This is a genomic window from Novipirellula caenicola (genome assembly GCF_039545035.1).
In the GTDB taxonomy this organism is placed as follows: domain Bacteria; phylum Planctomycetota; class Planctomycetia; order Pirellulales; family Pirellulaceae; genus Novipirellula; species Novipirellula caenicola.
Genome location: NZ_BAABRO010000017.1, coordinates 56,449 through 79,960, shown reverse-complemented (window position 1 = coordinate 79,960; position 23,512 = coordinate 56,449). Strand labels below are relative to the sequence as shown.

The following is a 23,512-nucleotide window of genomic DNA, read 5'->3' as shown; positions in this document are numbered from 1 at the left end:
TGCAAAAAATCGACTGCGTACCTTGTCGGGGTTACTGCCTCGGCGGCACTCGGCAGCTCTGGTGTCTCCGCGTTTTCGAATTCGACGCAAGGTTCGTCTGAATCACCACGCTCGAGCGACGGTGACCTGCCGCACCTTCCCTAGCGACTTGTTGTTTCACCGTTGGCTTGGGCGGTATGGGAATCCCAGAGCGGGATGCGGCGGTCTTCGGAGAGGAATTCGCGGTTCACTCGCTCGGGGTCCTGCTGTGACCACGTCTCACGCATCGACGCCGATGTGACCATTTTGCGGACGCCGTCATCATGCCAAACACATTCGTAGAGTGTTGGGTTCCAGCGACGGGTGGGCAATTGCGAGGGCTTCTTCACCAAACGCCAGGCGCGGACATGAAACCGCTTCTCTTGTTTTGACCAATCGTAGAAGATCAGCTGCTGAAACACCTCGCGTCCGTTTTCGTCGACAAAGTGGTTCAGCTCGATCATATCGACCCGCTCCGTCAAACTAGATGGACTTTGATCTGCCACGCCTGACGCGACGGTGGCGATGATAAAGGTGGCAATGGACCAGAATGTAGACATCGCGATTCTCCTTTATTTAGAAATCACAACATTGGCGTTAGCGAATCGTACCAACGCATGTAAAGAGTGATACCAAGGCTAAAAAGATCGGGGGGCGAACATGCCCTCAACCCGACCGTCGGCAATTTTGACCGCCGCTGCCGAAATGGATTTTCTCGGAACGCTCGACAAATCACGAGACAAATGGCTCCCGTGACGCCAGAGTTTCCGGACCGATTTGAGCATCCGATGCAGCCTGTCGCCGGCGAATTGCGAAGCAAATGACGGAAAACAAGGCGGCAAACCGCAGAAAAAACACAGCCTTTCTGCGACGACGAAACCTGCTTTTTTGGGGGGAGCGGACGTCGTAAATCGTAATTGAAAATTACCGGGCGGCTCGCGCCGCACTGCTATAAAAACCACTCGGTGAGGGCCAAAGCAGATGCATTGGTTGTAAGGCACCGGGTAGCGAGTGGGACTCGGCCGCGGACGCGCGAGCGGCTCAGTTAATCAACAAGCCGTGGACAACGTTCGCTAGGTGGAACCCTGGTTTTTCAGCCCAGATGACACAGTATCCGAACCAACTTCGCCTTGTGCCGCGTCGACGGTTTCACGCTCGGCCGACGGGTCTTCGGCCGGACTGGTTTCACTGGGCGTCTCGGTTCGAACACGAAGCCGAACGCGGTCGTCCTCGAATTCAATCTCTTCAAACCGGCTCAACCACTTCGCGGTCTCTGGATTCTTGTAGAAATCTTTTGCTAGGTTTTCACCAGCCATCGCGTCGACAATCGATTGCGGCACCTCGCTCCCTTTGACTTCGGCGCCAATCAACTTGATCACCACCAAGCCATCTTCGAGTGCCACATCGAAATGGGCTTTGGCATTGAAGTAACGTCCCTCGCCGCCAGGCAACATGTCGGTCGGCACGCTGACGTCCCCCACCACTTGCCCATCGACAATCTCGACGTGCAGTTTGCCACGCAGCGAATCATCCCGGCTGATCAACGCGTTGATATCGTTGGCCGTTAACACCAACTCTTTGTATTGTACCTCAGGCTCAGGCACTTCGAGCGATTGCTTGAAGGTTTCAATCTCGGCTTCAAGCTCTTCGTACTGCTCTGGCGCGTACTGGACGGTAGGCAGTTCAACCGGAGCGGTGGCCGTGAACTTTTCGACCTGCCCCATGTACAGCCAATAGGCTCCTGCGGCAACGCAACCGACCGCAGCGGTAAGAAAAAAGAAGCCCGCCAAACATCCATAAAACCAGCACCCTTTTGAACTCGGGGATGCAGGTGAATTCGCAGAGACGGAGGATTCCGAGTCTTGCGAAACGCGGTCGTCGCGAAGGGAATTCGACATGGAACCTTGGACCGAGGCGTTGTGTGCAGGAAGGGAGGAAGTCGAGGGGAACCCGGATTGGTTCCCCTAATGAATGACTCACCAAACTTGGCACGGAACCCAACTGTGTTCCGCTGCCTCAATCACTGTACTCGTCACTGTACTCAAATTCCCAGCACTCAAGATCGCTGCCCACGAAGTCTGTGCAGGCAAAATCGAGGTGCTTATGCAATGCAATTGCAGCCAAACCGCCGCACTAGCCGACGCACCACATTTCTTGGAACCACTGCACTCGCACGGCGCGGGTGGCAGTGTACTTGCCGTTGACGGGATCGAACTTGTTGTTTTGCAGGAAGCTGACGAAAGCGTCGTGGGGCACTTCGGCGTGCTGCGCGACCACATCCACCGTTTCACTTTCGGGTTTCCAGTCGTAAAGCAACTTATTGTCACGTTCGAACCATTGGTCCAAGTACTCAGCGTTGCTGCCGCTGGTGACGACAAAGTCACATTGCTTCTTACACAAAAAGCACAGCAACTTCGCCGCCAATTCGCGTGCTTGGACCGTATTTTTGTTACAAGCGTTCGCAGCAATATTCCAAATGCTGACAAAACCGTCGTCATCGATATCCTCGGGCGCCGCCTTGATATCGGACAACGTCAACCCTAGGTCGACGGGAGTCGCTGCTTCGGTTGCCGCATTATCCCCCTCGTTTTGACCTTCGATCGCAGGCTGTTCAGCTGTGTTGTCTAATTCCGTATCCGCCATCTAAATTCCTCAGTAATATCAAACTAAATCATGCAATCGTTCAGGTATGCCCGTATTGTAACACACTGAACCTAAAAAACGCATCCGTGATTTAACGACGGACCGCCGCACGTGAATCAACCAAAATCAATGGCAACAAGATTATCACGCCCCAGCGATCACTAAATCCATTGCGTGGGTCTAATCCCCACCTTAAGAAAGCAGCAAAAAGGACTAACTTTTTTGCTTTGCTTGTTCGACTTGTCGCTGCCGTTCGGCGAAACGACGTTTTTGTTCGTCGCTAATTTTATCAACACATTGCGGACAATGAATCCCTGGTTTGTAATCGGGATGCTGTTGTGCCTCGGTATCGACGGGCCAACCACAGGCGAAGCACAAGACATGGTCACTGACTTTCAATCCATGCCCGACCGCCACGCGTTCATCAAAAACGAAACACTCTCCGTTCCAGCGAGATTCTTCTTCGGGGACCTGCTCGAGGTATTTCAAGATGCCTCCGCGAAGATGATACACCTCTTTGAAACCACGCTGCTTTAACAGTGCCGTCGACTTTTCACAGCGGATCCCCCCCGTACAAAACATCGCCACTTTGGTGTGTTTTTCAGGATCGAGATGGTTGTCCACGTAATCGGGAAACTCACGAAACGTATGCGTCTCTGGACTGGTCGCTCCTTCGAAGGTACCGATCGCCACTTCGTAGTCGTTGCGAGTGTCGATCAAGACGACATCGGGGTCGCTGATCAAATCGTTCCAGCGCTCGGGATCGACATACGTGCCGACCGTGTCGTTGGGATCGATCCCATCGACGCCGAGCGTGACGATCTCTTTTTTCAAACGAACTCGCGAACGTTTGAACGGGATCTCGTCACAGTAGGATTCTTTCACGTCAAGATCGGCCAACCGCGGGTCCGAGCGAAGCATCGACAACAGCGCGTCGATCCCTTCTCGCGAACCCGCCACGGTCCCATTAATCCCCTCGGTCGCCAACAACAACGTGCCTCGCACGCCACGCGCCATCATCTCGGCAAGCACGCGAGGTCGGAGCTCGACGTAATCCGGAAGCGACACGAACCGATACAGCGCGGCCACAACGACCGCAGGGGATTTGTCAGCCATCTTGTTCACTCAACCACCGCAATGTGGATCACACCAACATGCGAAGTGCAGCCAATGCAGCACTGTAATCTGGCTCTTGGGTGACTTCGGAAACGATTTCCTTGTACGCCACTTTGCCTTCGGCATCTAACACGATCACCGCACGGGCCAACAGCTTCAATTCTTCGATCGTCAAACCGTAGTCCGAACCAAAAGCGTGCGTTTGGTAGTCGCTAGCGGTTCGCATTTTGATGTTTTCCGCGCCACAGAAACGGGCTTGAGCGAAGGGCAGATCGCGGGTCACGGTGACGGCGTTGATCTTGTCGCCGAAAGCCGCCAATTCCTCATTGAAACGCTTGGTTTGGATCGCACAGGTGGGGGTATCCAAGCTAGGTGCGACGCTGATGATCGAAGGTTTTCCCTTCAAATCGTCGAGCGTCAATGTTTGAATTCCGTTTTCGGCGTAATGCAGCGAAAACGCAGGTGCAGCAACTCCCACGGCCAAATCGTTGCCTTCCAAAGTCATTGGATTGCCCTTGAAAGTGATCACTCCTGAACGTCCCATATCGAAATCCTTGCGTAAACGGTCTATAAACTAGTCAAGACAAAATTATGATGTCGAATCGGCGAATCGTGAATAGGGTGCATTTCGGCTTGGAATATCCGTTCCACCAAGGACAAACACTGTTTGCCGTCGATGTTCGGCCAGCAGAGCGTGTTTTTTTGTTTCGAAAACGTCCTCGTGGCTGCTTATCCATTCGCCCTGCATTGAAGATTTGACTTTTTGCCAATTTGGCTTTAACTAGGAATTTGTGTTGGCTGATCTGATGTCTCGTTTTCGCGATTTCCAAGCGGGTCGCTGTTTCGATCCCCATTTGCAATCTCAGCGGCCCAGTGGCCGAGTCTCGCAAATGGGCCGTGTCCCACAAAGCCAACGGGCACAGTTTCGCCGCCCCATCATCCGAGTGATGAGGTTATGGGTCGTCGCGTTGGGGCTGGCCTGCATTCCAGCGGCAAACGGTTTCGCAGCGGACTCGAAATATGCCCACAGCGATTCGAATGCTCGCTACATTCACCACATTGATCTTTACGATATCAATAATCGCAAGATCACTCCGGAATCGGACCAACCGTATTCGCCGCTGAACACCTGCGGCCGCTGTCACGACTATGACGCGATCTCACACGGTTGGCATTTCAACGCCTTCATGAACGATTCGGTCGACGGTCGCCCAGTCGACGGTCGACCAGGTGAACCTTGGATTTGGACCGATGCACGCACCGGCACTCAGCTACCCTTGTCGTACCGCGATTGGAAAGGGTCGTTTGATCCCGCGGAACTGGGGATCAGCCGCTGGGAAATGACGCATCAATTTGGCAGCCGACTCGCCGGCGGCGGTGTGGCCGTCGCTCCGGAGGACGATGCCGAATCAAAAACGGCGGCGAAGTCCGATGCCGAGCAAGAGCCATCAGACACCGAAAGCGACAATGCTGCGGCGGATTCGGCCAAACCCAACCGCTGGCCGTTGAGCGGTTCGATCGAAATCGATTGCATGGTTTGTCACGCCAGCAGCGGTGTGTACGACTTCAACACCCGTCGCGAACAGATCGAAGACGAAAACTTTGCCTGGGCGGCAACCGCCGCACTGCGACTCGGGACCGTCAAGGGAAGTGTTTCGCGGATCAAAGACGGCTCGGACCCGAACGATGAGTCGACGCAGCAAAAACTGCCCAAAGTCACCTACGACGCGCGGAAATTTGAACTCGATGGCACCGTCTTCATGGACGTGATCCGTGAACCGCATAACAACGCGTGTTTCCAGTGTCACAGCCAACGGACGGTCACCGAATCTGGAATCGAACATCGCTGGATGCATGACGAGGACGTTCACCTTCGTGCGGGGATGCAGTGTGTTGATTGTCACCGCAACGGTATCGAACACCATACGGTTCGTGGATTTGAAGGCGAACAGAACCCTGCGTCGTCGTTAAACCCAACCGCCACATCAACACTCACTTGCAGCGGATGCCACTTGGGCGACGAACAAAATTCGTCAACGATCGCGGCACGCCCAGGCCGGCTGGGGGCTCCCTATCCGCATCACCAAGGTTTACCACCGCTGCATTTCGACAAATTGTCTTGCACCGCGTGCCACGGTGGACCGGTCCCGCGTGAAGAGGCGGTGCGGATCATGACCAGTTTGTCGCATTCGCTGGGATCCAAAGAACATCGCACCGGGTTCGAATTGCCTGCAATCGCAGGCCCGATCTATAGCAAGATGGACGATGGAAAGATCTATCCGCAGCGAGCCATTTGGCCTGCGTACTGGGGCTCGCTGAGCGATGGCAAAATCAAGCCGCTGGATCCAGCTAGCACGTATGACTTGACGCGTCGATCGCTGCGAGTGCGACGTGATTTTGTCGAAGAAATTATCTCACCCAAACTCGGCAGCTCAGATCGCAAGAAGATCTTAGGCGATGACCGCTACCGACTGCCCGACGAAGAACTCAGCGAGGAAGAGCGAAACAAATTGGCGATCGCTCAAAAAGAAGCCGGCGCTGAATCGTTCAACGAGAAAGTCGCCGCGTCGCTGGAATCGCTTGAAAAAGAGCTGAAGATCGATACCGCCGTGTATGTCTCGAGTGGCTTTGTTTATCGCCGTGGTGAAGATGGCAAAACGGTGACGCAGGTTCCACGTGACGAGATTGAAAACGCCGAGGCGATTGAGATGACGACATGGCCGATCGCGCACAACGTTCGTCCCGCAGGCTGGGCGTTGGGGGTCGGCGGCTGTACCGAGTGCCACCGCGAAGACAGCGTCATGTTTGCATCGACGGTCCAGTCGATCGGTCCCGGTCCCGACCAAGGAACCCGCGTCACGATGGCGTCGCTGCAGGGCCTCGATCCAAACCAATCGCTGATGTGGAACCAATTGTTTGTCGGGCGAGCGTCGTTCAAGTACTTGATGGCAACCTCGATCTTGGTGCTGTGTTTGATCTTGTTGGTTGGCGTCGGAGCGATGGCATCGCGGTTGGCGGGACATCATCGTCATCATCCGCCCGCCGCCTAATTGCCTTACGATATTCGACTCAAACCTTCGCCGACAACGGTTCCATCCGTACATCCCTTATTGAAGTTATGATCAAACTTGCCACTCAAATCTGCTTGTTCATCATCGTGGTTTGCACGATCGTCCTTGCTGCCACGGCGCTGCCGGCGTTGTTGGGCGATCACCTCGAAGGCAAGACACTGATTCTGCACATGATGGCCAGTGGCGGCGTGGTCACGCTACTGCCGATCTTGGCAATCCTGTTGCTTGGCCAAGCGATCGGAGTCCAGGGATCCAACGCGTTGCTGCAAGTCGGATTTTGGACCTCGGTGGTGACGGGGTTGCTTTCGATCGCCAGCATCTTTGGATGCATGATGCCAATCTCATCCACCGCTACCATGCACACGTTGGTGCTGATCCACGGTTACACCGGGTTTGCGATGGTCCCTGCGGTTACGCTGTTGTTGTTCGGAATGATCCGTTGGCGACGCATGAATTCAATTCGGTCGACGACGCCTGGGTGAAGCCAGGTGGGTTTTCGTGCAGCCGGATGGTCGGCGGTGACGCGAATCAAAGCTCGACTGAGGGTTTCCGCAGCGGCGGCGTAGGTTGATGGCACACCGTCGACCGACGAGGCAATTTGCTCGGCGAGTCGGCAGGCCTGGACATCGGCATCAAATTCCGTCCGATAGGCCACCCAACGCAGCATCACCAACGTCAATCCAATCGCGACGACGCTGCCCGCGACCATCGCCCAGCCCGCATCTCCGGCGAAATGGGTCACCGACGCACCGACGGCCCAAGCGGGCAAAATCGATAACATCCGCAGCGGCACATGACGACGACGCAGATGAGCCGCTTCGTGAAGCACCACCATCGCCACCTGTTCGCGTGGCAGTTCGTCGAGCAATCGATCCGATAACAACAACGTGCGAAGCGGGGGCACGACGCCCGTGATCATCGCGTTGAACGAATTGCCTTCGGTTTGCCAACGGACCATCTTGGTGCGACGCAGTCCGGCGGCGGACAAGACATTGGCCACCCAATGTTCCGTGTCCGAATCGAGTGCGTCGGTTTTGAATAGCCGCGAAACCAACCAAGGCATCCCGGCGACAAGAAACACCACCAACGACACGCCCATCACCCAACCGGTCTGAGTCTTGCTGATCGGCAGTTGCATGATCGCATCGGCGCTAGCCAACAACATCAACACGGGAACGACCAACCAAGCCGTTGCACCTCGAAACGAGCTGATGATGCTGCGTAGATGCGATCCCACGCCTCGATCGGTGTAATCAAGCAGAACACCATAACGATGTTCAGCCGACCAACTTGCGGCGGCAAGCGCGAGCCCTGGAAACAACAACACCAATGCTTGCAGGAACATCGAATTCTGAATCACGGGCAACGTATCGAGCGAGCGAGCCAATCCGAATCCGCCCAAACACATCACGACCACGCCCAGGCTAAGCCAGCGAAAGACATCGAGCTGGGTTTCCAACCACTGAGCCCCTTGAATCGGCTCGATATTGCCCGCCATGACTTGCCGCGATGTCGTGCGGGCGGCGACGTGACAAAGGATCCACCAGGCGGTGATCATTCCAGCTGTCGCCACGATCGCTCGCATCATGTCGACTTCGCCAGCAGGTAGCGAACCACAACTAAGCGAAAGGACGACCAACAGGAAAGATTGCAGATGCATGATTGAGCCGGGGCAAAGGGAGTAAGCTCCGCGAATGGGAATCCCGAGTGTAGCACCCAATTTTTCAAATTCGGGAATTTCGCCCACAATCCCTCGCCAACAAAGTCGCCTCGGATCTGAATATTTCGATTGGATCGATTACAACGGCTTGAGACTCAGATCGGAAAAAACGGCATGCGTGTTGACCACACGCAGCCCAATCGCGCCGGCTGCATAATGATCATCGCGGCTCGTCAAAACGAGCTTTCCGTTGTCAAACACTTCAAAATGATCACCCTTGGCTCGCACCCGAAATCGGTGGGCGACATTGGGATCAATTTGCAGATCCGCACGAGCGATCTCACGCCAATTTTGGCCATCGGTACGGCCAAAGATCACGCGATTGTCACGTGGAATCAAGCCAGCAAAATATCCTCGCTGGGCGTCATATCCCACCGCCGTAGCGGAGGTGCGAAACAGCAACCCCGCATCCCGAGCCGTCGCATCGCCGCGGAAATCGATCGTGACCTCGGCATCCACGTCGGCCGAGACCTCACCGTCGAGCATCCATTTTTCGCCGCTTCGGTATGCGTTGATGGGCGTTTCAGGAACAACCCCAAGATGCACGCCCGCATCATCATGACGGATGAATTGATGGTGCCCGTAGTAAGACCCATTGCCTAGTTCAGCAGGATCCTTAAGCGAAGCATTCCAAGGCAATTCCAACTTCACACTCGATTCACCGGAGGGCCGATCCAACGGCACTCCCGCAGCGACGGGCTTACCGAACATCGGCAAATGGTTAGGTCGAAAACGCATCGGCTGGACCAACACGCTGCGTCGCCACCCTGGTTCGCGGTCGCGTTTGGCGTGAAAGACATGCCACCACTGTTTTCCGTCGATCGTTTGAACGAAACAAGAATGCCCGACGCCATAGGTTTCCGCGGTCGCTTGAAAAACGGGGCGATCGTGTTTTTGCCACGATGCGGGATCGAGCGGATCGTCGCCCTTCAGTTCCAATCGGCCGAGCTTGTAGGTCGGCAACCAAGACGCACCACACGAATAGATCACAAACGTTCGATCCCCGTGTTTGAGCACCTGCGGTCCTTCGGCAAGTCCTCGCTCATCTGGCTTGGGCTCAACACGCTCCCACAAATAGTCGTCGTTATCACAAATGCGAACACGAGGTCCCGCTAGTTCCGTCGGCGATTTCATGGGGGCGATGTACAGGTATTGTTGATCGGTCCCCGGTGCATCCCAACCAGACCAAATCGCGTACCGCCGCCCCTTGTGCTCTAGCACGGTCATATCGATGGCCCACACATTGGGGGAGCGTCCATCATCGCCGTCGCCGGTGGCAAAGGGACCATGCAGTTTGTACGGCCCCAGCGGATCCTTAGACTGCGAACGCAATACATAAGCCAAGTGGTTTTCATTTTTGCCATCAGAGCCTGCAAAGTAGATGTGCCATCGGTCGTCGAGGTAGTGCAGTTCGGGCGCCCAGATCTCTTGCGAATACGGGCCGGATTCCGGTGCCTGCCAAACGATGTGCTTTTCACCTAGCGACGTGATCTTATCCGTGGTGTGAATCGCAATCCCGCGATTGCCATCGGAAAAACACCACAGGTACCGTGCTGCATTGGGGTCGCGAACCAACCAAGGATCCGCGCCTTCGGCTATCGGATTGACAAATTGATTCGACGACAACGAGCTGGTCGAGTCGGTTGGTTTGAAGGTGGGATCGCCCGCATCCTTGGGAAGTTTGCGGTTCCAATCGAGGAGTGTTTTTTTGAACTGCTGGACAAGGTCGGCATTCGCATCGGCAACATTGTTGCTTTCGGATACATCGGTGCTGAGATCATACAGCTCGGCACCGCTGCCGTCGTAGTTCAGATGAAATTTCCACTTTCCATCACGCATTGCCAAATCCGAATTGGGCTCTCGCTTCGTTCCAGGACGATCGGGGGGACGTCGCCAAAAAAGCGGCGCTGTACGGCTTTCGCTTGCCAAACCAAGCAACGTCGTGTGCAAATCTTCGCCGTCCAAGTCTATCTTCTCGGGCAGTGGCGTGCCGGTGATCGCGTACAGCGAGCGATTCAGATCGATTGCGGAGAAGACCGAGGTCGAATTGACAGTGCCCTCCGTCCCCGCGGCCAAAACTCCTGGTCCCCAAACGATCAGTGGAGACCGAATGCCTCCTTCGTACAAATACGTCTTTGAACCGCGTAGCGGCTTTGCCGATCCCGCCCCCGGTTCAGGACCGTTGTCCGACGAAAACACGATCAACGTATTGTCCTTCAGATCGGGATCCTTGCGAATTCGATCAAACAGCACGCCAAGCTGTTCGTCCATCGCTTTGAGCACTGCGTAGTACAACTCTCGCTTTGATTCGCCCGTTGCATCCCGCAACACCTTGGGGGGAAAGAATGGCGAATGGACGTCGTCAGGCCACAGGTTGATGTAAAACGGTTTCTTCAACACTTGTGACTGGTCAATAAATGAAACCGCTTCGCTGACAAACGCGGCGGTCACCACGCTGCGATCCTCCCACCGAATCGGTCCCTGACCAAGATTGGCCGATCCCAAGTCATGTGGCTGAGGCTCGCTGCCATCGTAAGCGTCCTTGAGCGGCAGGACACGCGGCCCGAGTCCTTCGAAATTGGTCAAGCTACGATCAAACCCATAACGACCAATCAAAGGCGCGTCGCCCACATCCCGCTGGCCACCCATGTGCCATTTGCCAAAATGCCCGGTCGCATACCCAGCCGCATTCAACTCACGCGGAAGCACTGGAGCCTGTGGCGAAAGCCAATTTGCGATTCCTCGCTGGCGATTGCTTTGTCGATTAGCCAAGTAGGAACTGATCCGATGTCGCTGAGGGTATTGTCCGGTCGTCAACGCGACTCGCGAGGGAGAACAGATGGGCGAATTGACGTAATACTGCGTGAACTTGATTCCTTCGCTCGCCAAACGATCGATATGAGGCGTTTGCACCTCGTCCCCACCGAAACAGGAGACGTCGGACCATCCCATATCATCAATAAAGACATTAACGATGTTCGGTGTTTTGTCCGAAACGATCGGCTTGGGTGGGTTGTAGAAGGCCAATGTGTCATGCGTTTGTGCGGTCCACTGATCGACCGCCGCACGCAGCGATGCCAATCGATCGGACTGCGATGGATCCGCAATCAAATTGTTTTGCTCCGCCGGATCACTGCTCAAATCGTAAAGCTCTTCGGCGGGACGCTGCAGGTAACGCTGGACTTTCTGCTTGGCTTGCGGCGAATGCAACGCCTGCTCGACCCAACTTTCCCAGTAATTCGATCGTCCCTGAACTTCGGTGACGTGGCTGGTAAAACGAAACTCGGGATACAGATTGCGGATGTATTTCCATCGGTCGCTCGTGCGCGCTGCGCGGATCGGATAGATGTTCTTGTCGCCATCGCCGCTGTGCGTCGTCAGGATGATGTCGCGGTGTTTGTCCTGCTGACCGGATAAAACAGGCAAGAATGAGCGACCATCGATCGACGATGGCGGATCGCCTCCGGCAACATCAACCAGCGTGGGCAGAATGTCGATCCATGAAACCATTGCATCCGAGCGAGTGTTGGGCTGGACTTGCCCCGGCCAACTGACGATCAACGGCGTGCGGATACCTTCTTCGTATAAATTCCATTTGCCAAACGGCCACTGCGCCCCATGGTCGCTGGTGTGTAGAAAGAAAGTGTCGCTGCCGAGTTTTTCTCGCGCCAAATCAAAGACCTGACCGAGTTCGTTATCCATGATTCGCACGGCGGCAAGGTACTCGGCACGCGCGGCTCGCGTTTGCGGTGTGTCCACATGGTGCGGCGGAACTTGAACATTATCGGCGTTGAATTCGCCGGTCTGTTCGGGCCATGGAACATGCGGCCAATTGGTGCCGACAAATAAACACAGCGGTCGTGAATTCTCGCGTTCTCGCAACCATTTCAGTGCATTGGGAACCGCCGTGTCTTGGTGATAGTTAAAGTCAGAAGCGAGATCGAACCCGTATTCCGTGGTTTGTTTGTAGTGCCCGACTTTGCCAAACGAGACCACTTCGTAACCGAGTTGCTGCAGATACGCCGGCAACTTTTTGATGTCCGCGCGAGGACGAGAATGATTCGGCTCGGCACCATTATTCGCAGGGTACAGACCGGTCAACAGCGCCGCTCGGCTTGGCGCACACGCCGGTGACGCAACAAACGCTTGGTCAAATGTCATCCCGGCCGCGGCAAGCCGAGCCATGTTTGGCGTGTCAATTTCGTCCGATCCGTAGACCGACGAGTCATGCCAAGTATGATCGTCTGACAAGAACACCACGATGTCAGGACGATCCACTGCGAACCCAAGCGAGCCAGCAAACAGAGAACTGACACACGCAAACAGCGTGACTAAAAAACGGTTCATCAATTCAAACATCCAATGAGAAAGGAAGGTCATTGAGGAGAGCAAAAGGGGGGGATGGATGCCCAAGCGACCATGCGGTCCCTTAGTGCCAATCCACTAATTCACGCAGCACGGTGGTGGCATAAGTGCCTTTGGCTAGGTCAAACTGCAGCACAAGCGTTCGGCTGTCTTCCCAGTTCAACTGGGACGCGACCGCGCGCAACCGCATGACGCGGCGCTCTTGTTGTAAGTTAAACGACGCAAGTCCATCGATGATTTCAGGGTAGTCCTGAACCACACTCTCTTCCAATCGCTTGACTTCGTTTTCAGAGATCAGATCGCCCTGACCCCACAGCGGCGACGTCAGTTCGAGTTGTTTTTGACGAACTCGCTCGGCTTCGTCCCCACGGACATTTCCAGGAAGCACTAAGCTGCGGTTGTCGGCGAAACCAAATACCTCGCCCCGCAACGGCGTGTCCCAATTGCCTTGCTCGACACGCCGAGCGACACAGGCATTAAAAATGAAACTGCGAGCCGCCGAAATCAGGATGCCTCGCAGCGGACGATCGCGAACTTCGATTTCACCCGACATAAAACGGCGAGCCTGATCGACATTGCCGCCGTCACGTCCGAATCGCTGAGGCCCGAAGTAGTTTGGCACCCCGCGATCACTAATCTGCTGCCATCGCTGGTTCACCTCGGCTTCGGAAAAATCACACTCTCGCAGCCGAATCAGAAATCGATTGCCGTCGTGCGATCCGCGGTGCAGTTTTCGCAGATTACGAGTGATGCTTAGGATGCGGATTCCATCGTCCGCTAGGTCGTCAGCGGACGGCGAGGCTTGGCCGGGTAGGTGGAGGCTAAACCATTGCCGCGTGATCGCGTGGTTGTCTTTCATGCCACAGTGGCTGACCAAGCGTTTTCGAATCCCCAGTTTTTTGGCAAACAATGTTGCCACATCATTGGTATTTCGCTCGGACTTTTCGACCCAAATCAGACAGTGTTCGCCATCGCCGGACGGTTCGAACCCCAGCCGTTCTTCGACCTGAAAATCCTCGGGACGGCTCTTCAAGCGGACCATCCCGAGCGGTTCGCCATGCAGTCGCGGAGGATTGATCGGGTTCATACGAATCGCATCGAGGTAGCACAAAGCGGACGGGAACGCAAAACGGAACGGCACCGACGATTGATTTATATTACCAGCGACAACGTGATAAACAACCCCCACAAAACCCCGCACTGCAGCCAACAAACCCCGTCAAAAAACGTCTGAGATCGTTAGCCCAGCCAATCAGAACGTGAAACGGAGAACCAAACACTACGACATATTTCGCTGAGTCGCTGGTCACCCCAACGCGGCGGAGCGAGGACAGAACGGCAGAGGTGCCACGCGAGCACCGATCGCAAAAACGTGCCGCCCGTCTGGCAGCGTCTTCGAATTTTCGCGCAAGCCAAGTTAGGCTGATCGCTTCGTTCTGACATCGAGCCACCGCGCTCGTGCTGTCGCAGCGAGACGATGAAGACGCCAGCGACACGGTTGCAGCAATCACAAATCGAATCGTCTGCCGCAACCTACTGTGGTTCGGGCATATAGAGTGCGTTGTAGATGCCGGTGGCTCGATCGGGGTGAACGTGGTCGGTGTAAAACGCAACCAAGCGGTATCCATGCGACACCAATGCCTCGTCCACGGGAAATAGCGTCCCGCTGGCGCCGGTTGCATCAGAGGGGCGATAGAATTCGAAGACGATCAAACCGATGGCCTTGCTTTGCAACGACGCCTGGGCACCTTGGATCGTTCGCAAATCTGCTCCTTCGGTATCAATTTTCAGCAGATCAATTTTTTCGACCCCGAGCTCGGCACGCGCCTTGTCGAGCGTCTTTAGCTTGATCGTCTCGGTCCGCAAGTACGTTTCGTTCTCGGGCGACATCACCGGAGTGCGGTCACACGTCGATGCGTACACACTTGATTCGTAGATATGGATCGAGCTATTCGCGTTGACGTCACTGAGCCCGTAATTCAGACAATGCACCGACGTCAACGACTTGGTATTGGCTTGCAATTGGGCAAACGTCGACTCGACCGGCTCGAACGAATAGATCGCTTGGGGTGAGATTCGCTGGACCAGCTTGGACGCGGTTTGGCCGACGTTGGCACCGACATCAAACACGACATCCAACTTGGTAAACGAGGGATGCCAACCCTGGCGAGCAATCCGCGACGCGTCATCGAGCCAATCCAATCCGAAACGCTTGGTGCGTAAGAATCGATAGCCAACCTTGGCTTGCATGCGGTGACTTGCCCGGGCGGCCCAATCCTTGACGAGACTTGGCATGACGTTTGATTCCATTCATCGAAAAAGGGGGAAAGCGAGGCCGTTGGATGCCCGAGGCCGAAGCGAACCCGAGGCCGAAGCGAACCCGACACCGAATCGCTTGGCATTGCCAGTCGCCTCGCGCCCACGGTTTGAAGTTGCGCCATTGTCGTTTTTCCTGGCCAATCCTAACCCGACGCGTTAGCGAGGGACCGAGAAAATCACGAGATTCCCTCGCTTACGCTTCGGGTTGTGATAAAAGCGCGACTTCAAAAACGCACGCGGCGACCACGACCATCGGCGGGAAACGCTCCCCCCGACGCTCGCTTAAGATACCCTGGAAACCGGATCGCTGGCAACGCGAATCTTACGCCGGATCGTACGCGGCACTGCCCAAGCCACGGCCACGGGGGATGAATTTACACATCAAAATCCCCAGGAAGTACAAAAACATCAACGGCACCGCCAACGCGACCATGCTGGTGACGTCCGCCGGAGTGAGCAACATCGACATCACAAAGATAACCAACACGGCGACCTTCCAGCTCTGTACGTAGGCCTCGGTTTCGAACAATCCGATACGCTGCAGGAACAACATCACCAACGGCAACTGAAACGCGATCCCGAACCCAAGTGGCAACATCAAGACGAAGTTGACGTAGTAGGTCAATCGGGGCTCGACCGCCACATCCATGCTGCCGTTAAATGCCAACAAGAAGGTGAGGACATAGTGCAACACCAGAAAGAACGCCAGCACAACGCCGCTACTAAACAGAACCACGCTGATCGGCATGTACAGATACACATAGCGTCGTTCATGCGCGTGCAGCCCCGATGCGACAAACGTCCACAGGTGATACAGAATCATCGGTGATGCTAACACCGCACCCACGATCAAGCCTGCCTTGACCCAGATCATAAAGGGCTCTTCGATCTTCAGTGAACTGACGCTCGTCTTGCTCTCACGCAACTGAATCTTGGGCTGCAGCGCCGAGGGGTCCGGCAACCGCTGCAGCAACTCTTTCATCGCGTATGGTTTGACGGTCACTGCGGGAACGTCGGTTACTGCGTCCGCATCGAGATTGGACTCGATCGCGTCGGGGGCTAGCGTTTGCAATTCCTCGGGGATCTCGTAAATGGTCTCCCAAACCAACGCGTTTCGCATTAAGAATTCGCGAAGGGGCTGAATTTCGGGATCGTCCAGATCCGAATAACCTAGACTGGTCAGATCGCGATCCGCGTTGAACTGCTGAATCGCACCTTGCAGCGGCGCCTGGATAAACCGGATCACGTCGTTGGCAAAGAAAAGCCCGACGCACAGGCCAACCCCTAGCCATATGATTGCCTTGACCAGACTCGACCTCAACTCTTCGAGGTGTTCCCCAAAGGTCATCGTTGAGTTTTCAAACAGGTCGTCTTTAGGAAGTGCCGGTCGATCCACGATAGATAATTTTAGTTGAAAGTCGGAGGGGATGGGTCAGTTTTGAACGATTGGAAAGCCTAGCTTACGAATCTTCCAGCGGGCATTTGTTGGCAGCCGCATGCGGTCACGTGGCGGAGAACCTAAAATTCCTCAACTCCACCTCGTAGAATACTCCACGAATGCGTACACCTCGGCACTAGTCTATCAACGCAACCTTCGTTATCGATGTCACCATCGTCGATCCAAGTCTCGAAAAACCTGAAAGCCTCGATAAACCCGAAAGCCACGATATTGTGTCCATGATTGAGCCATATCCTCTTCGCTTCAAGCCCGTTTTGAAACAGACCCTGTGGGGCGGGCGTTTGCTCGGTGAACAACTGGGCAAACCGATTGGGAATGACGCGAATTACGCGGAAAGCTGGGAGGTTGTCGATCATGGCACTGACCAGAGCATTGTCCAATCAGGCTGCCTAGCAGGAAAAAGTCTTCGCGAACTCCTTTTGAACCATCGCGAATGGCTGATGGGGGATGCCGAGGAAGACCAGTTTCCGCTGCTGCTGAAGTACCTCGATTGTAATCGGGTGTTGTCGGTGCAAGTCCATCCGTCGGACGATTACGGAGCAAAAATGACGATTCCGGATCGGGGTAAAACGGAAGCATGGTATATCGTCGCCGCCAAACCCGATAGCGTCGTCTATGCGGGGCTAAAACCAGGAATCGGTGAAACCGAACTGCGAAACGCGATCCAGCAAGGCACCGCCGACGAGGTGCTGCACCAATTCCACCCTGAACCAGGCAGTTGTGTGTTCATTCCCGCAGGAACCGTGCATGCCTTGGGCGAGGGATTGTTGGTGGCCGAGATTCAACAATCCAGCGACACCACGTTCCGCTTGTTCGATTGGAATCGTGTCGATTCTCAGGGAAATGCCCGTGAATTGCATATCCAAGCCGGAATCGACGTCACGGATTTCAGCCGCGGGCCGGTTCAGCCAATCCAGGTCAAAACGGGCGTGCATGCTTGGCAAACGCTGGTGATGTGCGACAAATTTGTGCTGCGAGCCTTCGACAGCGGATCGCAACCCCAGCAAGGGGAAGAGTTTGGCGATGATGACCATTTTCACATTCTCACGATCCCCAAGGGAACCGCCACGTTGACGACCGAAAACGAGGAAATCCCGCTCGCGACCGGAGACTCGCTGCTGCTGCCCGCCGCACTGGGGCAAGTTCGCGTCGATTTGGCCGCCAACAGCACCGCGCTCGAGATGATCGCCGTCTAAGAATGATCGCGGACCGAGAGCGTGCAGTCGGAGCCAAAGGGCGTGCGGACGTGATAACCGGCAAGATCGCCCCTCTGCAGAGCCAATCTTGCTAGCAAATACGATGCGGATTGGACTCTCGCTGGCGTCAGTCTCGATAAAGAAGAGCGAAGGATCGAAAGCTCCCCTTCTGCTGCCACCTCCCCCAAAAAGTTCCTCTTGGCAGCGTGCTTACAGACTTCGTACTCTCCCACAAATGGGTTGTGACTTACTAAGAGCCGTCAAGGTCTTCTCGGTGGATCGCGTCGCCCGGCCGTGGTAATCCAATGGAATCGGACACATGCGAACCACACGACTGAATCTTCCCACCCTGCTGGGTGTTTCTCTTTTATTCATCAGTTTCACCGGATGCCGAAGCGGCGGATGGTTTCCCCCAGCCGGGACGATGAACCAACAGCAGGCCAACGCGATCGTCCACGATCCGTATCCGCAGAACGACATTGGGCCCTACGAGGCCGCTTCGCGACCGCCAAGCTACCAACAACCGCTGCCCGAACCGGTCCGCAACCGCTTGATTCCTGACGCGATGCCTTGGCTGGGTCGCTAACGTGACGCCATCGCGTTTGGCTGGAAGTATTAATTCTTAGCGGTGCGGCGCGAGCGGCTCCGCTATAAAATCCACTCGGTTAGGACCAAAGTGGATTCGAAATTGGCTGACCGGCCGATTCGACAGGCTCGGTTTGCCTACTTTCCCCAAACTTCTTTGCCGAATCCAAAAAGTCCCTCCGTCACAAAGAGGCATGGTTCTGGTACCTTTTGTCGGTAAGTCCACGTCGACGGTCCGAGAACACGAATGCCACGCCCCAGCTCTAAAAAATCAAAATCCCCTCGCCGCAGCTCCCCATCGGAAGCATCCTCCGAAAAGGGGGCTGAAATTCGTTTGCAAAAACTGCTCGCTTCCGCCGGTTTTGGCAGCCGTCGTCAATGCGAAGAATTGATCATCGAGGGGCGTGTCGAGGTCAACGGCAAGATCGTGGACCAATTGGGCAGCACCGTGGATCCCAAAGAGGCCAAGGTTTTTGTGGACGGCACGCCGCTGCGTTCTCAAAAACTCGTCTACTATGCCGTCAACAAACCGGTCGGCGTTGTCACGACGAACTCCGACCCGCAGGGTCGTCCGCGAGTGATCGACATGGTGCCGCCGACCGAACGCGTGTTCCCGGTAGGGCGTTTGGACCGTAGCAGCGAAGGCTTGATCCTGTTGACCAACGATGGTGAACTGGCTCAAAAACTGGCTCACCCCAAGTATCAGATCAAAAAAGTCTATCGCGTGGTGGTCGCTGGCAAGGTTGACGTCAAAGCGATGAAGCAGATGGAGAAGGGGATCTACATCGCCGAAGGCTTTGTACGCGTCGAGGGCGCCAAGGTCATCAAGGCGAAGGGCAAGGCGACCGAGTTAGAGGTGACGCTTCGCGAAGGCAAGAACCGCGAAATCCGTCGTATCTTTGCCCGCCTAGGGCACAAAGTTCAACAGCTTCGCCGGATCGCCGTCGGCCCGCTTCGATTGGGCGAGGTTCCGATTGGTGCCTATCGTGTGCTCGGCCGCGACGAAGTCAAAAAGCTGCGTGCTGCTGCCGAAGAATCGATCAAGCTTGGAGCCAAGGAAGGTGGACGGTCATTATCCAAGGCCGCCATCGCCAGGAACAAGACGGAAAAGTATCGCGCGGACTCCGCAAAAGGGACAGCTTCAAAATCGTCCGGCGGCAAAACCTTTGGGCCCAAACCGGTCGGATCGCGACGCAGCGGCGAATCACGCTCGGGCGGCGCCAAAGCACGAGGCGTCAAGCCACGAGGTGTCCGCATTGATCGATCCCCGAGTTACGAGCCGCCACCGAAAACGGGGGTGATCATCGGCGGCGAAGAGTCGGAAACGAAACCGGCAAAACGCAAAAAAACGTCGACCAAGCGAGCCAAATCGGCAAAGCGAACGACCGCACGCGGCGGGATCAAACGCAGCGGCAGCCGACCGACCGGGTCGAGTCGAGCGACGAAAAAACCGGCTCGCGGCGCAGGGAAACCGGGAGGCTTAGCGTCCCGCAATCGTAACATGAAAAAGAAACGAAGACCGTAGGATCCATGTCGAAGTTGCCCCATACGAAGTTGCACGCAAAGTATTACGCCGACAAGATGGCTCAAGTCCACTCGGTCATTGAGCAAAACGAACTTGTCGGCGAAAAGACGTATCGGTTACGGATTGCCGCGCCGGCCATTGCGTCGACCGTCGTGCCTGGCCAATTTGTGATGATCCGGATCGCCGGTACCGATGCGCCGCTGATCGGCCGCGCCCTGGCGGTCTATAACGTGACAGCGGATTCCGCAGGCGATCCCACGTACATCGATTTGGTCTACCTTCGCAAAGGAGTGATGACCGAGGCGCTCGCCACTTCGCCGCTGGGAACCGCGGTCACGGTGTGGGGGCCGCTTGGCAACGGTTTTTCCACCGTCGGGTGCGATCGTTTGATCATGGCCGTGGGCGGGATCGGACAAACGCCGATGCTGATGCTCGGCCGCGAAGCGATGGGATCTCAATCGTTCGGCAGCCCAGCTCGTGAGAACGGTTGGAGCAACCATGTCGAACTGATCTATGGTGCTCGCACGAAAGCACTGCTGGCCGGAGTGGACGATTTTCGCGGTGCCAAATTTCAAGTCACGTTGTGCACCGACGACGGTTCCGAAGGCGTGCGTCAGTTGGTTCCCGATGCGCTCGCAGCTCGATTGGCCGAATTGCCCCAGGACGAAAAGATCCGCGTGGTCACCTGCGGCCCCGAAATCATGATGGAAAAGGTGGCAGAGGTTTGCGCCGCCGCCAACATCGATTGCGACGTGTCGATGGAAACCCCGATGGCGTGTGGGATTGGCGTCTGTTTCTCATGCGTGGCGAAGATTCGCCAAGAAGGTCCCGAGCCATGGGATTACAAACGGACCTGTGTCGAAGGCCCGATCTTCAGTGCAAACGACGTCTGCTGGTAACACCCAACCCGCGCCAATGTTTGGATAACGCGGCGGCGTCAAACGACGCCGGACGACATTGGCGACTAGCGGTAGAACGATCCCGAAGTGCTGGTCGGGTACTTGCTGGCGGGATAGGCTGACGCACCTCCCGTGCTGCCAGGCATGTAGCCGCCACTGCCACTGGATGATGGCAATTGGCTGCTTGCCGGAGCGTCCGACGGGTTGATCGCCGCGGCGGTCTTGGTTTCCGCGACGGAAGTCGTAGCGGGCGTGGTTGCTGCGGTGGAAGCGGTTGGGGTGGTCGACGCCGCTGAGCTTGGTGGGGTCGATGCCGGCGGAGCCCACGAGCTGATCGCATCGCTCGCGGTGGTCGCTGGCTTGGCACTGCTGCTGGTAAAGTCGCTTGGCAGCGTGAATCCGCTCGTCCCCACGTCGGCAGTGGCCGAGGTGCTGGCTGATGCGGATGACGGGGTGGCGGTAGCGTTACTTGCGGCCGCCATCGATGGCGGCGTGAACGAGGACGCCGCGGTGTAGCTGGACGGCGCTGGTTGTCCGGCAGGCAACGAGGTCGACGGTGTGGAGAGCGACGATGGGGCCATTGACGGAGTGGCCGTTGACGATGGAGTCGCGGCAACCGACTCGGACGCCTTTGGCGTGAATGTTTTCTTGCCGAATTGGTAACCCGAGGTCGTTGCGTTAGCCGTACCGGTGTTGGCGTAGGATGCCGGCTGCGAAGCTCCGGGGAATCCATTGGCTTGTGCGGCCGACATATTAGCCGAAGCGGGCGTGGCAAAGCCTGGCGAGACATCTCCGGCACCAAACGAAGGCGTCTTCGGAGCACTGCTGGCAATTTTTGCCGTGCCTCCGGTGCCTAGACCCGTCTTGGGTTCGGCGGTACCACCGGCGACCGAAGCGATCGCTTCGGGAGTCGCCGAGGCGCTAGGAGGCGCTGGATACGTTTTCGTCGGCCCGGTTCCCGCCAACGCTTCGGCCGAAGGTTCACTCCGCCGTGCAAACATGTTGAACGGTTTCATGCTGGAACGACATCCCAGCGAAAGACATGAAGCTGTCACACAAGCGGCTACGAGTGTACGACGGTTATTTGCAAGTTTTGAAAGCATCCCTGCCTACCTTGAACCTCTAGAATCCGATGAAGCGACATCCTTTCGCTCAATCGGACAATTCGATATAGGCCGATCAAGCAAACCGCTCAAAATGGCTAAATTCACTCAATAATCAACCCGTTTCTCAATCCTTTTGGAACCTATGAACTGAGCCAACGGGGTGTCAATGCCAATCCTCTGCAGAGCCAAGAGAATCTCGCCTGCCTTGCTGACTTAGCCGATTTGCTCGGATCCCACCCACGGCTGCAACACTTTCGGGATCGCAATCGAACCGTCGGCACGTTGGTGATTTTCAATGATGGCAATCATGGCACGCCCGGTCGCCACTGCGGTCCCATTGAGGGTGTGAACGAATTCGGTTCCCTTTTGACCGGCGCGTTTAAAGCGAACATTCAAGCGTCGCGCTTGATAGTCGGTGCAATTGCTGGTGCTGGTGACTTCGCCCCATTCGCCCGCATCCCCCCGTCCTGGCATCCAGGCTTCGAGATCATACTTTCGGTACGCGGGACCGCCGAGATCGCCGCTGGCGGTATCGATCACGCGGTAGGGCACTTCGAGCTGGTCAAAGATTTCGCATTCCAACGACCGCATTTCTTCATGCAACGCATCGCTTTGGTCCGGCGAACTGAACGCAAACATCTCCACCTTGCTGAATTGATGAACGCGGTACAGGCCTTTGGACGCACGTCCGGCGGCGCCCGCTTCGGTGCGGAAACAGTGGCTCAAACCACACAGCCGGATTGGCAACTGCTCGAGATCGAGGGTTTGACCGGACATCATCCCGCCAAGAGGAATTTCGGCTGTCGCAACGAGATTCAATTCGGTGTTTTCGATGCTATAGATTTGGGTCTCGGGGCCGCGTGGGTTGAACCCGGTCCCTTGCAACACGCTTGTCAGCGCCAAGTCCGGGGTGCTGACCGGCGTGAATCCTCGCTCGGATAAAAACGAGACCGCAAATTGCTGCAGGGCCAAATCGAGCCGAACGGCCGCGTTTCGCAGAAAGTAGAATCCGGCTCCGGCCACTCGGGCGCCGGCTTCGAAGTCGAACAGATCGTGTTTTTCGCCCAGCTCGAGATGGTCGAGCGGCTTGAAATCGAAGGTGGGTTTTGCGGTTTTGCCAAACGACAATTCATTTGCATCCTCCTCGCCGCCGGTCGGTGCGTCGGGATGCGTCAAGTTCGGAATCTGAGCTTGGATCTCGCTGATCTGCTGTTCGAGTTCGTCGTGTTCTCGCTGGGCCGCATCCTTCTGCTCTCGCAGTTGGCGTCCCTTTTCGATCATCTGCTGACGCGTTTCGGCGTCTTTTGCACCGCCGATTCCTTTGCTGACCTCGTTAGCTTGTCGATTCAAATCCTGAGCGTTTTGCAACGCAACAAGCCGACGTTCATCAAGTTGGACCAGTTTTTCAATATCACAATCGACCCCACGACGCTGGCAATTGTCGCTGACCGCTTGCGCATTCTGAATGATAAATTTTCGATCGAGCATAA

General features: G+C 55.9%; 18 protein-coding genes. 6 read left to right on the top strand and 12 right to left on the bottom strand.

Annotated features, from left to right (window positions below; translation table 11 throughout):
* Positions 1-140: 140 nt before the first annotated feature.
* The 5 genes from ABEA92_RS24810 to tpx all read right to left on the bottom strand — a co-directional run bounded on the left by ABEA92_RS24810 (position 141) and on the right by tpx (position 4,321).
* Positions 141-578 carry a hypothetical protein gene (locus ABEA92_RS24810; protein ID WP_345687342.1) on the bottom strand — a complete coding sequence of 146 codons (438 nt, stop codon included), beginning with the start codon at positions 576-578 and terminating at the stop codon, positions 141-143.
* A gap of 513 nt (positions 579-1,091) precedes the next feature.
* The gene (locus tag ABEA92_RS24805) at positions 1,092-1,916 is read right to left on the bottom strand and encodes a hypothetical protein (protein ID WP_345687340.1); all 825 of its coding nucleotides are present in this window, start codon (positions 1,914-1,916) and stop codon (positions 1,092-1,094) included.
* Positions 1,917-2,151: 235 nt separating this feature from the next.
* Positions 2,152-2,661, bottom strand: a complete 510-nt coding sequence (locus tag ABEA92_RS24800) for a hypothetical protein (protein WP_345687338.1) — start codon at positions 2,659-2,661, stop codon at positions 2,152-2,154.
* A 213-nt stretch (positions 2,662-2,874) separates the two neighbouring features.
* A complete protein-coding gene (trhO, locus tag ABEA92_RS24795) occupies positions 2,875-3,777 on the bottom strand; it encodes an oxygen-dependent tRNA uridine(34) hydroxylase TrhO (RefSeq protein ID WP_345687336.1) in 903 nt (300 codons plus the stop codon).
* Positions 3,778-3,805: 28 nt separating this feature from the next.
* Positions 3,806-4,321: a thiol peroxidase gene (gene tpx, locus ABEA92_RS24790; protein ID WP_345687334.1), complete on the bottom strand. Its 516-nt coding sequence runs from the start codon at positions 4,319-4,321 to the stop codon at positions 3,806-3,808.
* Positions 4,322-4,583: 262 nt separating this feature from the next.
* Here tpx and ABEA92_RS24785 point away from each other — a divergent pair, with 262 nt between their 5' ends.
* Positions 4,584-6,827 carry a hypothetical protein gene (locus tag ABEA92_RS24785; RefSeq protein WP_345687332.1) on the top strand — a complete coding sequence of 748 codons (2,244 nt, stop codon included), beginning with the start codon at positions 4,584-4,586 and terminating at the stop codon, positions 6,825-6,827.
* Positions 6,828-6,895: 68 nt separating this feature from the next.
* A complete protein-coding gene (locus tag ABEA92_RS24780) occupies positions 6,896-7,330 on the top strand; it encodes a hypothetical protein (RefSeq protein WP_345687330.1) in 435 nt (144 codons plus the stop codon).
* Here ABEA92_RS24780 and ABEA92_RS24775 read toward each other — a convergent pair.
* The 5 genes from ABEA92_RS24775 to tatC form a co-directional block, all read right to left on the bottom strand.
* Positions 7,231-8,508 (bottom strand): M48 family metalloprotease, encoded by a 1,278-nt coding sequence (locus tag ABEA92_RS24775; RefSeq protein ID WP_345687327.1) that lies wholly within the window; start codon positions 8,506-8,508, stop codon positions 7,231-7,233. The genes ABEA92_RS24780 and ABEA92_RS24775 overlap by 100 nt on opposite strands.
* 138 nt (positions 8,509-8,646) lie before the next feature.
* Entirely contained in the window at positions 8,647-12,915 is a 4,269-nt protein-coding gene (locus tag ABEA92_RS24770) for a sulfatase-like hydrolase/transferase (protein WP_345687325.1), read from the bottom strand.
* An 82-nt stretch (positions 12,916-12,997) separates the two neighbouring features.
* Entirely contained in the window at positions 12,998-14,020 is a 1,023-nt protein-coding gene (locus ABEA92_RS24765) for a tRNA pseudouridine(13) synthase TruD (RefSeq protein ID WP_345687323.1), read from the bottom strand.
* A gap of 446 nt (positions 14,021-14,466) precedes the next feature.
* The gene (locus ABEA92_RS24760; protein ID WP_345687321.1) at positions 14,467-15,228 is read right to left on the bottom strand and encodes an FkbM family methyltransferase; all 762 of its coding nucleotides are present in this window, start codon (positions 15,226-15,228) and stop codon (positions 14,467-14,469) included.
* A gap of 346 nt (positions 15,229-15,574) precedes the next feature.
* A complete protein-coding gene (tatC, locus tag ABEA92_RS24755) occupies positions 15,575-16,648 on the bottom strand; it encodes a twin-arginine translocase subunit TatC (RefSeq protein WP_345687319.1) in 1,074 nt (357 codons plus the stop codon).
* Between the two features lie 284 nt (positions 16,649-16,932).
* Between tatC and ABEA92_RS24750 the strand changes: the two genes are divergently transcribed.
* The 4 genes from ABEA92_RS24750 (at position 16,933) to ABEA92_RS24735 (ending at position 20,916) form a co-directional block, all read left to right on the top strand.
* On the top strand, positions 16,933-17,907 hold the full coding sequence (locus tag ABEA92_RS24750; RefSeq protein ID WP_425572493.1) for a type I phosphomannose isomerase catalytic subunit: 975 nt from the start codon (positions 16,933-16,935) through the stop codon (positions 17,905-17,907).
* Positions 17,908-18,226: 319 nt separating this feature from the next.
* Complete coding sequence (locus tag ABEA92_RS24745) at positions 18,227-18,493, top strand: membrane or secreted protein (protein ID WP_345687315.1); 267 nt, start codon at positions 18,227-18,229, stop codon at positions 18,491-18,493.
* 246 nt (positions 18,494-18,739) lie between these two features.
* Positions 18,740-20,017, top strand: coding sequence for a pseudouridine synthase (locus ABEA92_RS24740; protein ID WP_345687313.1), 1,278 nt, complete (start codon positions 18,740-18,742; stop codon positions 20,015-20,017).
* Between the two features lie 5 nt (positions 20,018-20,022).
* The gene (locus tag ABEA92_RS24735) at positions 20,023-20,916 is read left to right on the top strand and encodes a dihydroorotate dehydrogenase electron transfer subunit (RefSeq protein ID WP_345687311.1); all 894 of its coding nucleotides are present in this window, start codon (positions 20,023-20,025) and stop codon (positions 20,914-20,916) included.
* A 65-nt stretch (positions 20,917-20,981) separates the two neighbouring features.
* On the opposite strand, the gene ABEA92_RS24730 is transcribed toward ABEA92_RS24735, so the two are convergent.
* On the bottom strand, positions 20,982-21,932 hold the full coding sequence (locus ABEA92_RS24730; RefSeq protein WP_345687309.1) for a hypothetical protein: 951 nt from the start codon (positions 21,930-21,932) through the stop codon (positions 20,982-20,984).
* 303 nt (positions 21,933-22,235) lie between these two features.
* A complete protein-coding gene (gene serS / locus ABEA92_RS24725) occupies positions 22,236-23,510 on the bottom strand; it encodes a serine--tRNA ligase (protein WP_345687307.1) in 1,275 nt (424 codons plus the stop codon).
* Positions 23,511-23,512 lie beyond the last annotated feature (2 nt).

Excerpts from the sequence above, each read along its gene's own strand:
- ABEA92_RS24810 (WP_345687342.1), bottom strand. The coding sequence starts at position 578 with ATGTCTACATTCTGGTCCATTGCCACCTTTATCATCGCCACCGTCGCG.
- ABEA92_RS24805 (WP_345687340.1), bottom strand. The coding sequence starts at position 1,916 with ATGTCGAATTCCCTTCGCGACGACCGCGTTTCGCAAGACTCGGAATCC.
- ABEA92_RS24800 (WP_345687338.1), bottom strand. The coding sequence starts at position 2,661 with ATGGCGGATACGGAATTAGACAACACAGCTGAACAGCCTGCGATCGAA.
- trhO (WP_345687336.1), bottom strand. The coding sequence starts at position 3,777 with ATGGCTGACAAATCCCCTGCGGTCGTTGTGGCCGCGCTGTATCGGTTC.
- tpx (WP_345687334.1), bottom strand. The coding sequence starts at position 4,321 with ATGGGACGTTCAGGAGTGATCACTTTCAAGGGCAATCCAATGACTTTG.
- ABEA92_RS24785 (WP_345687332.1), top strand. The coding sequence starts at position 4,584 with ATGTCTCGTTTTCGCGATTTCCAAGCGGGTCGCTGTTTCGATCCCCAT.
- ABEA92_RS24780 (WP_345687330.1), top strand. The coding sequence starts at position 6,896 with ATGATCAAACTTGCCACTCAAATCTGCTTGTTCATCATCGTGGTTTGC.
- ABEA92_RS24775 (WP_345687327.1), bottom strand. The coding sequence starts at position 8,508 with ATGCATCTGCAATCTTTCCTGTTGGTCGTCCTTTCGCTTAGTTGTGGT.
- ABEA92_RS24770 (WP_345687325.1), bottom strand. The coding sequence starts at position 12,915 with ATGAACCGTTTTTTAGTCACGCTGTTTGCGTGTGTCAGTTCTCTGTTT.
- ABEA92_RS24765 (WP_345687323.1), bottom strand. The coding sequence starts at position 14,020 with ATGAACCCGATCAATCCTCCGCGACTGCATGGCGAACCGCTCGGGATG.
- ABEA92_RS24760 (WP_345687321.1), bottom strand. The coding sequence starts at position 15,228 with ATGCCAAGTCTCGTCAAGGATTGGGCCGCCCGGGCAAGTCACCGCATG.
- ABEA92_RS24745 (WP_345687315.1), top strand. The coding sequence starts at position 18,227 with ATGCGAACCACACGACTGAATCTTCCCACCCTGCTGGGTGTTTCTCTT.
- ABEA92_RS24740 (WP_345687313.1), top strand. The coding sequence starts at position 18,740 with ATGCCACGCCCCAGCTCTAAAAAATCAAAATCCCCTCGCCGCAGCTCC.
- ABEA92_RS24735 (WP_345687311.1), top strand. The coding sequence starts at position 20,023 with ATGTCGAAGTTGCCCCATACGAAGTTGCACGCAAAGTATTACGCCGAC.
- ABEA92_RS24730 (WP_345687309.1), bottom strand. The coding sequence starts at position 21,932 with ATGAAACCGTTCAACATGTTTGCACGGCGGAGTGAACCTTCGGCCGAA.
- serS (WP_345687307.1), bottom strand. The coding sequence starts at position 23,510 with ATGCTCGATCGAAAATTTATCATTCAGAATGCGCAAGCGGTCAGCGAC.